This window comes from Stenotrophomonas sp. (assembly GCF_032066555.1).
GTDB lineage: Bacteria > Pseudomonadota > Gammaproteobacteria > Xanthomonadales > Xanthomonadaceae > Stenotrophomonas.
In genome coordinates, this window is sequence record NZ_DAMBKV010000001.1 from 169,182 (window position 1) to 181,426 (window position 12,245).

The following is a 12,245-nucleotide window of genomic DNA, read 5'->3' on the forward strand; positions in this document are numbered from 1 at the left end:
CGGGCGCGCACGACGATCCGCTAGCATGGATCATTGAGCCATGACGGAAAAACAGACCTTGCACCGCTTGTTGGTGGTAGACGACGACAGTGACATCCGCAACCTGCTGGCCGAACAGCTGGGCCGGGCAGGCTACGCGGTGAGCACGGCGGCCGATGGCAACCAGATGCGCCAGGTGCTGGCGCGCGAGCACATTGACCTGATCGTGCTGGACCTCAACCTGCCGCGCGAAGATGGCCTGGCCTTGTGCCGCGAACTACGCGTGCGCTCGACCACGCCGGTGATCATGCTGACCGCGCGCAGCGAGCCGATTGACCGCGTTCTGGGTCTGGAGATGGGCGCGGACGATTACCTGGCCAAACCCTTCGAGCCGCGCGAGCTGCTGGCGCGCATCCGCAATGTGCTGCGTCGTACCGAGGCGCTACCGGCCAACCTTGAGCCACTGGCGATGCGTAGGGCGGTGTTCTCCGGCTGGGTGTTCGACCTCGAGCATCGCCATCTGATCGACCCGGCCAAGCGCGTGGTGATGCTGTCCGGCGCCGAGTTCCGCCTGTTGCGGGTGCTGGTGGGGCATGCCAACAAGGTGTTGTCGCGCGAGCAGCTGGTGTCGCTGAGCAGCGGCCGCAGCTATGAATCCCAGGACCGCGCCATCGACCTGCAGATCAGCCGCCTGCGGCAGAAGCTGGGAGACGGCGGGGCCGATGGCCTGATCAAGACGGTACGCAACGAGGGCTACGTGTTCGCCAGTGCGGTGACGCTGGAATGAAGCGGCTGCGTCTGTTCCTGTCGTCGATGGCGGGGCGGCTGTTCGTCATCCTGCTCGTCGGCATGATGGTGGCCGCCATAGGTGCCACGCTGCTGGCCGAGAGCCGCCGCCAGCAGGAATTCGAGCGGCAGAACCTTGCCCGTATCGCCGACCGCCTGCAGGGCTTCGTCAATCTGCTGGACGGCAACCCGGAGCTGCGCAGCCGCCTGTTGGCGGTGGGCGGACCCAGCGTGCGTGAGGTGAAAGGCGAGTTCCGCACCGGTGATGTGGATCAGGCACTGATGGCGGTGCTGAGCGCACGCGGTGGCGCAGTTGCCAGCGCGCACGTGCGTGCCAGCAGCTTCCGCGCTTGCATGCCGCCGTTGCCGGAATTCCTGCCGCCGCCCGGGCGCGGGCCGCGGCCACAGCATTCACGTGATCGCGACCCTGCGTTCACCCCGCCGCGCTGCCGCTTGGTGGAATTGACGCTCACCGATGGCACACCGCTGCGCTTGGCGCTGGAATACCCGGCGGTGGCACGACGCACCGCTTCGGCATTCGACCCCTGGTTCCTGTCGCTGCTGGTATTGGCGATTGGCCTGCTCGCTTATGTGGTTGCCCGCATCGCCAGTTCACCCTTGCAGCGGCTGGCCAATCACGCCACCGAGCTTGGGCATGACCTGCAGCGCGAACCCCTGCCGGTGAGCGGGCCATTGGAAGTGCAGCGCGCCGCCGAAGCTTTCAATGCCATGCAGAAGCGCCTGCAGCGGCACCTGGGCGAACGCACGCAGATGCTGGCGGCGATCACTCATGATCTGCAGACGCCGCTGACGCGGCTGCGACTGCGCCTGGAAAACGTTCAGGACGAGCCATTGCGCGAGCGCCTGATCGGCGATCTTGCCGCGATGCAGGCCTTGATCCGTGAAGGACTGGAGCTCGCCCGCAGCGCCGAGAGCGCCGAGCAACGCGCGGCGCTGGACCTGGACTCACTGCTGGAAAGCGTGGTCGAGGACGCCGCCGAGTCCGGTCATGACGCGGTGCTGGAGCAAGGGAGCGGTGCGGTGATGATGCTGCGGCCGTTGGCGATGCGGCGTTTGTTCTCCAATCTGGTTGACAACGCGGTGAAGTATGGCCGCAGTGTGCATGTAAGCGCGCGCCGCGATGGCGATGCTGTCGAGGTGCGGGTGCGTGACAGCGGGCCAGGATTGGCTGCGGACGAATTGGAGGCTGTGTTCACCCCATTTCTGCGCCTGGAGACCTCGCGCTCGCGCGAGACCGGCGGCGCCGGCCTGGGCTTGACCATCGCCCGTGCGTTGGCTGAAAAAGACGGTGCCCGCCTGACCCTGCGCAATCACCCCGAAGGTGGCCTGGAAGCCATCGTTCGGTGGGAATCGCCGCAGTGGCCAGCCAACAGCCAAGACCGGTGATGTTTGTGGGAGCGGTGTAAGCCGCGAAGCCACAAATGCCCCCGGAGCCACCAACAGCAAGCCACCAATGGCCTGTCGAACGCAGAAAGCTCCAGCTGCAATCGGTCAGATATCCGGCTTCGCGGCTTACGCCGCTCCCACAAAATTGAGCGGATCAGGATTGCCGGGTTTCGTAGGAGCGGCGTCAGCCGCGAAGCCACAAATGCTTCCGGAGCGCTGCCAACAGCAAACCACCAATGGCCTGTCGAGCGCAGAAAGCTCCAGCTGCAATCTGCCAGAAACCCAGCTTCGCGGCTTATGCCGCTCCTGCAAACGCTGCCGCTTCGGCTTTGGTGTCATCGGCTCGACAAGCTTTCACACTGCCAATCACACTCCAGCGAAAATCCCGGGCGGGGGGCAGTCTTGGTTCCTGCAAGCTCCCGACGGTTTGCTAGTATCCGCAGATCAGCTTGGGGCACGAATGATGGCAGCAGGGAACAATCCGATCACCCGGTCGAACCGGGGGCTGCGCGCGCGGTGGGGCAGGGCGAGCGTCCTTGCAGATCTACGCCAGTCAGCGCTGTTGTTGGTGGTGGCAGCTGCCACCGCACCCGCTTGCGCGCAAGGCGCCGCGAAAGTGTCTTTGCCAGCCCCGCAATTGGCAGTATTGCCGCTCCCGGGTTTGCTCATCGGCCTGTGCGTACTGTTACTGCTGGGCGTGTTGTGGCTGGCACTGCAGCTCAAGCAACAACGTGGTCAGGCCCAACAGTTGGCAGCGCAGGAACATGCCCGGTCAGATCAGCTGCATCAGCAGAACGCGCGGCTGGAAGCGGCCTTGCTGGAAAAGGCGGAACTTGAACACAAGCTTCGTGAACAGGCCGACGCATTCGAGCGCTTGGCCAATGAGGACGATCTCAGCGGCCTGCCCAACCGCCGCGCGTTTGATGACGCGCTGGCACGTGATATGGCGGCAGCGCGGCGCACGGGGCGCTCGCTGAGCCTGGTGGTGCTGAGCATCGATCATCTCAAGCAGATCAATGCCGAATGGTCGCGTGCGGTCGGCGACCTGGTGCTGTGCGAGGTGGGTGATCTGATGCGGCGCAGCCTGCGTGCCTCGGATATGCCGGCACGGCTGGGCAACAAGGAGTTCGCCGTGTTGCTTGGCGATACCGCCTTGCCGGAAGCCGAGATTGCCTGCCAACGGCTGCAGCGCCTGTTTGGCCAGTATGCGGAGTGGGGCGGGCACGAGACTGGCGATATCAAGGTCAGTTTCAGTGCTGGTGTGGTGCAACTCGGCGAGCAGGACCAGGCGCCGGTGTTGTTCTACCAGCGCGCCAAGAATGCGCTGGCGCGGGCGAAGAAAGAAGGCCGCGCACGTACCTGCGCAGCCTGAGTGTCATTGATCAGCGGCCAGGTGCGGGCGGCCAGGCGTTGACGATCTTGCAGAACAGGCGGGCGGTCTGCTCGGTGTCGTACACCGCGCTGTGCGCCTCACTGGCATCCCATTCAAAGCCGGCAGCTTGTACCGCGCGGGCCAGCACGGTCTGGCCATAGGCCACACCTGCCAGGGTCACCGTGTCGAATACGCTGAACGGGTGGAAGGGATTGCGCTTGTGGCCGCTGCGGGCGACGGTGGCGTTGACGAAGTTCAGGTCGAAGTGCGCGTTGTGGCCGACCAGGATCGCGCGCTGGCAGTTGTACTTCTTCATCGCTGCGCGCACCGGTGCGAACACGTGCTCCAGCGCCTCGCGCTCGGGCTTGGCCAGGCGGAAGGGGTGGTCGAGCACGATGCCGGTGACTTCCAGCGACTTGGGGTCGATTTCGGTGCCTTCGGCCGGGATCACATGTGCACTGGCGGTCTGGCCCGGGTAGAGCAGACCGTTCTCGTCCATCTCCACCGGCACGGCGGCGATCTCCAGCAGCGCATGGCGATTGCAGTCAAAGCCGCCCGTTTCCACGTCCACCACTACCGGCAGGAAGCCACGGAAGCGTTGCGCCATCGGCGTGAAAGCGGGGCGGTGAAGCGTGGGTTCTGCGGATTCATTCATCGCAATAGGGTAGCAGAGCGGGTCAAGCGGCCGTGTCAGCAAGCGCCTGCAAATGCCGTGAGAGCCTGTAGTGCCGAGCCGTGCTCGGCAGGGGCGTTACCGGTAATGCCTCAGCCGAGCACGGCTCGGCTCTACAGGGCCTCCCCAACCCTCCCTACGCCTTCGGCCCAAGCGAGGAGGCCCAGATGCCCAGCAGACAGCCCTTGTCCCGCAGTTGCTCCAGCATCGCAGCGCCATTGCGGATGAACTCCTCGTCAGCTTCTGTACCCGCCTCAACCGCCAACTCCCGCAGCTGCTCAAGCCCACTGAGCGCGGGAAACTGCTCCAGCCTTTCCAGCAAGCGGTACAGCATCGGCGAAAGTTCGGAGAACACGATGGCGCCATCCGCCCCGCGCCGGGCCAGCAAAAAGGTCGGCTGCAGCGGTGGCTCGTTGGGCTGATATTCCAGACCAATCCGATGCACCGGCCATTGGTAGGCCAGTGCCCGGCAGCAGGGCGAACAGACCGGGCTGCCCGCCAGCAGGTCACCCTCATGATCATGCGCTGGCAGCGGCTCGTCGCTGATCTTCAGCGCCAGTTCGATCCATTCGTAGTGGGCCAGCTCCAGCAGCCATGCTGCCTGCGGATCCAGCGGACGATGGTCCAGGAAGGCGATGAACTCCTGGCCGATTTCCGGGAACAAGGGCGTATGTGCTCGATGCTCACGGCAGAAATCGCGCACCAGCTGTTGCCAGCGCGGCTCGCCCAGGCTGCGTGCGATCACCGGGAAATTGGCCGCCAGCAGGCTTTGGATATTGTTGAAGTACAGCTCCCGGTACACCTGCAGGCGTGCGTCGTTGATGCCGGTCGGTGCGGCATGCTGCTGAGGGTCGCGCAGGTGCGCGGCAAAGCGCATCTGCAGTTCGCGTAGTGACTCAGCCATGGGCGGCCTGCTGCAACTGGCGGATACGTGTCAGTTCTTCAAGCAGTTCAGGCAGTGGCGGGAAGTTGAAGTCGCGTTCCAGCAGGGTGGGGCGCACGCCATGCATGGTGTAGGCATCGGCCAGCAGTGCCCAGACATCGCCCTTGACCGGCATGCCATGGGTGTCGATCTTCAGGTCTTCGGCTTCGTCGTGATGGCCGGCAACGTGGTAACTGGCAATGCGTTGTGAGGGCAGGCGTGCAAGAAAGGCGCGCGCGTCATAGCCGTGGTTGACGGCGTTGACGTAGACGTTGTTGACGTCCAGCAGCAGGTCGCAATCGGCCTCGTCCAGCACGGCGTTGATGAAGTCCGCCTCGTCCATGTCCGCCGCAGGTACAGCGTAGTAGGAGGCATTTTCCACGGCGATGCGACGGCCGAGGATGTCCTGGGCCTGGCGGATGCGTGCCGCCACATGCTGCACGGCTTCGGCAGTGAAAGGCAGCGGCAGCAGTTCGTAGAGATGGCCATCATCCGTGCACCAGCTCAGGTGCTCGCTGTACAGCGCGACCTGGTGCTGGTCGAGGAAGCGCCGTGTCCGTGCGAGGAACTCCACATCCAGTGGGGCCGGTCCACCCAATGACAGCGATAGGCCGTGGCAGCTGAGCGGGTGCCGCTGCGACAGTGCCGACAGCGCTTCGCCCAGACTGCCGCCAACGCCGATCCAGTTGTCCGGGGCGCATTCGAGAAAGTCGAATGCGCCGGCCGGTGCCGCCTGCAAGGCGTCGAGCAGCGAGCGCCGCAGGCCCAGGCCAGCGCTGGCCTGGGCAGGCATGCGCTGGTCGGGCGTGTGGCGCGCGGGTGTGCCGGGCTTAGTGCTTGCCGCCACACTTGCCCTCACCACACTTGCCTTCGGCCGTGGCTTTGTCCGCGCCTGCAGCGGCTTCGCTGTCAGCCTTGGCGGTATCGGTCTTGGGCTTGTCCTTGTCGGCACCGCACTTGCCTTCACCACATTTACCTTCGCCGCACTTGCCCTCGGCCTTCTGCTTGGCGGCGGCGTCGGTGCCTTGTGCAGTAGCGGTAGCGGCTTGTGCTTCGGCGGTTGGCGGGGTCTGGGCGCCGGCGCCAAGGGCATAGCCCTGGGCCAGGTCGGTCATGGCAAAAGCAGGGGCTGCCATGCCGCCGAGCAGGGCGGCGCCAAGGGCGAGGGTGGTGGACTTGCGGATGTCGATGGCCATTGCGTGTGTCTCCGGTGGTGGTTGGGCCGGGGGGAGGCTGGAGCTTAGCAAGCGGCTCAACGCAATGGCGTGGCCTTGCCATCGTTGGAATGGCAACGGGCCCACTTGGGGCCCGTGTTGGTTCAGCTGGCGATGGTGATCAGCGATGGCCGCTGACGATATCGATGATGAGCCCGGTGGCAACTGCCATCAGCACATAGCGGTCATCGATCTTGCGCCATTCGTTGCCGTGCCCGGGCTTGCGCAGGCCATGCCTGCTGTAATCGGCAATACGGTTTCCACGTTGGTTCTGTGCCAGGCGCTCGCCCTTGCGTGGGACATGGTGCGCGCTGTTGCTGGAGGCGTGGCGGGCGCCGTTGTGCGCGGCCGGTGCAGGTGTGCTGGTGCGATGGCCTTGGGCGTGCTGGTCAGCACTGTGGGCCGACTTGTCGCGACGAATGTCGTCGCGGTCACGATCCTGCACTGGGCCGGCAAGGGCGGCACCGGAGGCGAACAGGGACAGACCCAGGAGGGTGGCAGCGATACGCTTCATGGCAATTCCTCAGTGCGCGGCGGGAGTGCTGCGGACGAGTCCATGCTCGAAAAAAATGCGTGAATGACTGATTAAAAACACCGGCTGCAGGGTGTCGCTTTGTACCCGTCTGTATCAGCCCGCCACGACGAGGTGCAGCGGGCTGATGCGGAGCGGATGGCAGCGCGGCCGCTGCGCATGCAGGCAGCGGCCGGACAACCCTCGATCAGGCGTGATCGACGGTGCTGGTTTCGTCGCGCTTCTCGCGCGGCGGCAGCGGCGCATCACCGTGTACCAGGAACCAGACGTTCTCGGCGATGTTGGTGGCGTGGTCGCCGATACGCTCCAGGTTCTTGGCCATGAACAGCAGGTGCGTGCATGGGGTGATGTTGCGGGGGTCTTCCATCATGTAGGTCAGCAGCTCGCGGAACAGCGCGGTGTACTGGGCGTCCAGACGCGCGTCGTCGGCGCGCAGGCTGAGCGCCGCCTCGGCATCGTTGTCGCGATAGGCTTCCATCGCGCGGCGGACCTGCTGCGCGGCGAGCCGGCCGAGTGCGCGCACGCCCTGGATCTGCGGCAGCGGCGGCACCGCGGCAAGCGCGATGGAGCGCTTGGCGACGTTGGCGGCATAGTCGCCGATGCGCTCGATGTCGGCAGGGATGCGCAGGCCGGCGAGGATCTCGCGCAGGTCGCGGGCCATCGGCCCACGCAGCGCCAGGCGCATCACGTCGTGGCTGATCTGCTGCTCAAGCTGGTCGATGGCCTCGTCGTTGGCGACGATGCGCTGCGCGGCCTTCTCGTCGCGGCGTTCGATCACGTCCAGCGCGGCTTCGAGCTGGGCAACGGACATTTCGCCCATGCGCACGATCTCGGTTACCAGTCGCTGCTGTTCTTCGTCATAGCTCTTGACGATGTGGTCGTTGGGAAGATTCATGGAATGCTCGCTGGAGACGGTTCGGGTGGGACTGCATTCGTTCGGTAGCTGCGTTGCCATCCATGGCGTACATCTGGCTTCGGAGTGCGGCCCGGCCGTCCATGGCCAGGCATCCAGCGGGCGGCGAACCGCGTCACGGTCCGCCTGCGCCAGCCTCAGCCAAAGCGACCGGTGATGTAATCCTCGGTCTGCTGCTTGGAGGGGTTGGAGAAGATGGTCTCGGTGCGGTCGTGCTCGATCAGGTCGCCCAGGTACATGAAGGCGGTGTAGTCGGACACACGCGCTGCCTGCTGCATGTTGTGGGTGACGATGGCGATGGTGTAATCGTTCTTCAGCTCTTCGACCAGCTGCTCGATGCGGCTGGTGGAGATCGGGTCCAGTGCCGAGGTCGGCTCGTCGAGCAGCAGCACATCCGGGCGCAGCGCCACGGCGCGGGCGATGCACAGGCGCTGCTGCTGGCCACCGGACAGGCCCAGCGCGCTCTGGTTGAGCTTGTCCTTCACTTCGTCCCACAGCGCGCCCTGGCGCAGCGCCTGCTCGACGCGCACGGCCATGTCGGCCTTGGACAGCTTCTCGTGGTGGCGGATGCCGTAGGCGACGTTTTCGAAAATGGTCATCGGGAACGGCACCGGCTTCTGGAACACCATGCCCACCTTGGAACGCAGGCGGTTCATCGGGTACTTGGGCGAGAGGATGTTCTCGCCGTCCAGCAGCACTTCACCGCGCGCTTCCAGCTTGGGGTACAGCGCGTAGATGCGATTGAAGATGCGCAGCAGGGTGGACTTGCCGCAACCGGAGGGGCCGATCAGCGCGGTGACACGCTTTTCCGGAATCTCCAGGTTGATGCTCTTCAGCGCATGGAACTTGTCGTAGTAGAAGTCCAGGCCGCGTGCAGCGAGCTTGACCGGCGCCGGCGTGTGCAGCGACTGGTTGGCGGCGGGCACGTTGATGCGCTGCATCGGGACGGCGTTGCTGAGGTCGTTCATGGGAAGGTCCATGGCAATCAATCGTTTAAGTTCAGTCGTTCGAGATGCGGTTGCGCAGCAGCAGGCCGCGCGCGGAGAGGCTGACCAGCAGGACGAACACGGTCAGCACCAGGGCACCTGCCCAGGCCAACACCTGCCAGGATTCGTAGGGGCTGCCGGCAAACTGGTTCATCACCACCGGCACCGAGGCCATCGGCTGCATCACATTGCTGTTCCAGTACTGGTTCCCGAAGGCGGTGAACAGCAGCGGCGCGGTTTCGCCAGAGATGCGGGCCAGGGCCAGCAGGATGCCGGTGACGATGCCGGCCATGGCGCTGCGGTACAGCACCTGCATGATCACCTTCCACTGCGGTACGCCCAAGGCCAGTGCGGCTTCGCGCATCTGCACCGGCACCAGCCGCAGCATTTCGTCGGTGGTGCGGATCACCACCGGCAGCACGATGAAGGCCAGCGACAGCGCACCTGCAAAGGCCGAGAACTGGCCGCCGGTCTGCATCACGTACAGGGTGTAGACGAACAGGCCGAGCACGATGGACGGTGCCGACAGCAGGATGTCATTGACGAAGCGCACCACCGTGCCGGCCTTGCGGGCATTGCCGTACTCGGCCAGCCAGGTACCGGCAGCGACGCCCAGCGGCGTGCCAATGGCAATGGCCAGCGCGCACATCACCGCGCTGCCGAAGAAGGCGTTGAGCAGGCCGCCTTGCTGCATCGGCGGGGGTGTCATCTTGGTGAAGAGGTCGATGTTGATGCCCGGCAAGCCCTTGGACAGCAGCGTCCACAGGATCCAGCCGAGGAAGAACAGACCGAACAAAGCGGTAGCGCAGCCCATCAGCAATGCGACGCTGTTGACGACGCGGCGGCGCAGGTACAGGGAGTCAGCGGAAGCGGACATCAGTTGCCCTCCTTGCGGGACAGGCGCATCAGCATCAGGCGGGCCAGGGCCAGCACTACGAAGGTGACGATGAACAACACGAAGCCGAGCAGCAGCAGGGCCGAGCGGTAGGTTTCGGTGGCCTCGCCGAAGTCGTTGGCGATCAGCGCGGCGATGGTGGTGCCCGGCTCCAGCAGCGAAGGCGTCAGGCGCACGCTGTTGCCGATCACGAAGGCTACCGCCATCGTTTCGCCGAGCGCTCGGCCCAGGCCGAGAAAGACGCCGCCGATCACCGCCGAGCGGGTATAGGGCAGGACGATGTCCCAGCTCACTTCCCACTTGGTGGAACCCAGCGCATAAGCCGATTCCTTCAGGCGGGTGGGAACGGTGAGGAAGACCTCGCGCATCACCGAGGAGATGAAGGGAATGACCATGATCGCCAGCACGAAGCCGGCGGTGAGCATGCCGATGCCCAACGGCGGGCCGCGGAACAAGGCGCCGATCACCGGCAGTGGGCCGATGTGATCGTTGAGGAACGGGGTGACGTATTCGGTCATCACCGGCACCAGCACGAACAGGCCCCACATGCCGTAGATGATGGAGGGGATGCCGGCCAGCAGTTCGATGGCGGTGCCGACCGGGCCGCGCAACCAGCGCGGCGCCACCTCGGTGAGGAAGAAGGCGATGCCAAAGCTCACCGGCACCGCGATCAGCATGGCGATCAGGGCGGTGACGATGGTGCCGTAGATCGGCGCCAATGCGCCGAACTTGTTCTCCACCGGATTCCAGTCGGAGGAGTAGAAGAAGCTCAGGCCTTGCTCCTGCAGCGCATGGCGGCCACCCCAGAGCATGGACAGGGCGGCACTGGCCAGGGCGACCAGGACGAAAATCACGGTGGCGATCAGGAACCAGCGGAACAGCCGGTCGTTTCGTGCATCGCGCAGATCGCGTGAGGTGGGCGCGGATGCTAGGGACGGTGCAATGGCATTCATGGCAGCGGCAGGGGCCCAGGTGGATGCGGTGAAATATCAATCCCTCGTTGGAGGGGGGAGCCGTCGTTTCTGCTTTTGTTCGTCATTCCCGCGTAGGCGGGGATCGCTTTCAAGCTGTCATTCCCGCGAAGGCGGGGTTTTCAACCGACGAATGTCGGGTCATCGCTCTTGTCGTTGATGTTGCGTCTGACTTCAACGGCAAGCGCAGGAACAAAAGCAACAGCAACAGCAACAACAAAAGCAGAATCACGAGCGATCCCCGCCTGCGCGGGGATGACGCAATGACAAAGGCGGGCGCACCTGCGGTGCGCCCGCGTCATTGCGTCACTTGAACTCAGCAGCCCAATAGGCTTCGATCTGGGTAACCAGCTCCGCCGGCAGCGGCACGTAGTGCAGCTCGTTGGCCTGTGCCTGGCCGTTCTCGAAGGCCCACTTGAAGAAGGCGCGGGTGTCGGCGCTGCGCTTGGCGTCCTTCGGCTGCTTGTGCATCAGCATGAAGTTGGTGGCGGTGATCGGCCAGGCATTGGCGCCCGGTGCGTTGGTGATCACCAGGTTGAAATCCTTGGCATTGGCCCAGTCCGCGCTGGCAGCGGCCGCCGCAAAGGTCTCAGCGGTCGGCTGCACCCAGCTGCCGGCAGCGTTCTGCATGGAGGCATACGGCATGTTGTTCTGCAGGGCATAGGCCAGCTCGACATAACCGACCGAGCCCTTGATCTGCTGCACGTAGGAGGCAACACCTTCGTTGCCCTTGCCGCCGACGCCGTCCGGCCACTGCACCGAGGTGCCTTCGCCGACCTTGTCCTTCCACTCGCCGCTGACCTTGGACAGGTAGTTGGAGAAGTTGAAGGTGGTGCCCGAACCGTCGGAGCGGTGCACCAGGGTGATCTTGGTGTCGGGCAGGGTTACGCCCGGGTTGGCATCGACAATGGCCTTGTCGTTCCAGGTCTTGATCTTGCCCAGGAAGATGTCAGCCAGCAGCGGGCCGGTCAGGCGCAGCTGGCCCGGCTGCAGGCCTTCAAGGTTGACCACCGGCACCACGCCGCCAATTGCCGATGGGAACTGGCCCAGGCCAGCCTGGGCCAGTTCTTCAGTGGAGAGCGGTTTGTCCGACGAACCGAAGTCGACGGTACCGGCCTTGATCTGGGCGATACCGCCGCCGGAGCCGATCGACTGGTAATTGATCTTCGCGCCGGTGGCGGCGTTGTAGTCGGCCGACCACTTGGACACCAGCGGGAAGATGAACGATGCGCCGGCGCCGGAGATCTCGACGGCAACCTTGTCACCAGCGGCCGGTGCAGCGGCACCTGCGGCGTCCGGGTTGGCGGCGGCCTGGTTACCCTTGTCACCACAGGCCGACAGGCCCAGGGCGATGGCCAGCGAGAGGGCGGCAAGACCGGTCGTGTGCAGCTTCATGCGTCACTCCATAGCGGGAGAAATGCCGGCAGCGCCGGCGGATGCGGCTATGAAATGATGTTTTTGTTACAGCCTGATTACATCGTGAAAAAAATCTGAAAAAGCTCACAGAATCAATGGCCATCGGCTGGGCGGTTGGCGCCCTGTAAGGCACGAGTTGCCCCCGGAGTTGGGGCTTTCCGGCAATGCCCTGTAGTGCC

The 12,245-nt window shown here is 64.7% G+C and carries 13 protein-coding genes; 3 read left to right on the plus strand and 10 right to left on the minus strand.

Annotated features, from left to right (window positions below; genetic code table 11):
* Window positions 1-40: 40 nt before the first annotated feature.
* The 3 genes from RT131_RS00745 (at window position 41) to RT131_RS00755 (ending at window position 3,544) form a co-directional block, all read left to right on the plus strand.
* Window positions 41-766 (plus strand): response regulator transcription factor, encoded by a 726-nt coding sequence (locus tag RT131_RS00745; protein WP_313169397.1) that lies wholly within the window; start codon window positions 41-43, stop codon window positions 764-766.
* On the plus strand, window positions 763-2,172 hold the full coding sequence (locus RT131_RS00750) for an ATP-binding protein (protein WP_313169399.1): 1,410 nt from the start codon (window positions 763-765) through the stop codon (window positions 2,170-2,172). Before RT131_RS00745 ends, RT131_RS00750 begins: the two co-directional genes overlap by 4 nt.
* Window positions 2,173-2,374: 202 nt before the next feature.
* Entirely contained in the window at window positions 2,375-3,544 is a 1,170-nt protein-coding gene (locus tag RT131_RS00755; RefSeq protein ID WP_313169401.1) for a GGDEF domain-containing protein, read from the plus strand.
* A gap of 10 nt (window positions 3,545-3,554) precedes the next feature.
* Here the strand turns inward: RT131_RS00755 and rnt are convergent, their stop codons facing one another.
* The 10 genes from rnt to pstS all read right to left on the minus strand — a co-directional run bounded on the left by rnt (window position 3,555) and on the right by pstS (window position 12,045).
* A complete protein-coding gene (gene rnt, locus RT131_RS00760; protein WP_313169403.1) occupies window positions 3,555-4,199 on the minus strand; it encodes a ribonuclease T in 645 nt (214 codons plus the stop codon).
* A gap of 154 nt (window positions 4,200-4,353) precedes the next feature.
* A complete protein-coding gene (locus RT131_RS00765; protein WP_313169405.1) occupies window positions 4,354-5,121 on the minus strand; it encodes a putative DNA-binding domain-containing protein in 768 nt (255 codons plus the stop codon).
* Window positions 5,114-5,932 (minus strand): DUF692 domain-containing protein, encoded by an 819-nt coding sequence (locus tag RT131_RS00770; RefSeq protein ID WP_313169407.1) that lies wholly within the window; start codon window positions 5,930-5,932, stop codon window positions 5,114-5,116. Before RT131_RS00770 ends, RT131_RS00765 begins: the two co-directional genes overlap by 8 nt.
* 37 nt (window positions 5,933-5,969) lie before the next feature.
* Window positions 5,970-6,335 (minus strand): hypothetical protein, encoded by a 366-nt coding sequence (locus RT131_RS00775; protein ID WP_313169409.1) that lies wholly within the window; start codon window positions 6,333-6,335, stop codon window positions 5,970-5,972.
* Window positions 6,336-6,474: 139 nt separating this feature from the next.
* On the minus strand, window positions 6,475-6,867 hold the full coding sequence (locus RT131_RS00780; protein WP_313169411.1) for an RcnB family protein: 393 nt from the start codon (window positions 6,865-6,867) through the stop codon (window positions 6,475-6,477).
* A gap of 205 nt (window positions 6,868-7,072) precedes the next feature.
* The gene (phoU, locus tag RT131_RS00785; protein WP_282272928.1) at window positions 7,073-7,780 is read right to left on the minus strand and encodes a phosphate signaling complex protein PhoU; all 708 of its coding nucleotides are present in this window, start codon (window positions 7,778-7,780) and stop codon (window positions 7,073-7,075) included.
* A gap of 155 nt (window positions 7,781-7,935) precedes the next feature.
* Complete coding sequence (pstB, locus tag RT131_RS00790; RefSeq protein ID WP_282272926.1) at window positions 7,936-8,766, minus strand: phosphate ABC transporter ATP-binding protein PstB; 831 nt, start codon at window positions 8,764-8,766, stop codon at window positions 7,936-7,938.
* A 31-nt stretch (window positions 8,767-8,797) separates the two neighbouring features.
* Window positions 8,798-9,661 carry a phosphate ABC transporter permease PstA gene (gene pstA / locus RT131_RS00795; RefSeq protein ID WP_313169414.1) on the minus strand — a complete coding sequence of 288 codons (864 nt, stop codon included), beginning with the start codon at window positions 9,659-9,661 and terminating at the stop codon, window positions 8,798-8,800.
* A complete protein-coding gene (gene pstC, locus RT131_RS00800) occupies window positions 9,661-10,632 on the minus strand; it encodes a phosphate ABC transporter permease subunit PstC (RefSeq protein WP_313169416.1) in 972 nt (323 codons plus the stop codon). The genes pstA and pstC overlap by 1 nt, the downstream gene beginning before the upstream one ends.
* Before the next feature lie 324 nt (window positions 10,633-10,956).
* Window positions 10,957-12,045: a phosphate ABC transporter substrate-binding protein PstS gene (gene pstS / locus RT131_RS00805; RefSeq protein ID WP_313169417.1), complete on the minus strand. Its 1,089-nt coding sequence runs from the start codon at window positions 12,043-12,045 to the stop codon at window positions 10,957-10,959.
* Between the last annotated feature and the right edge of the window lie 200 nt (window positions 12,046-12,245).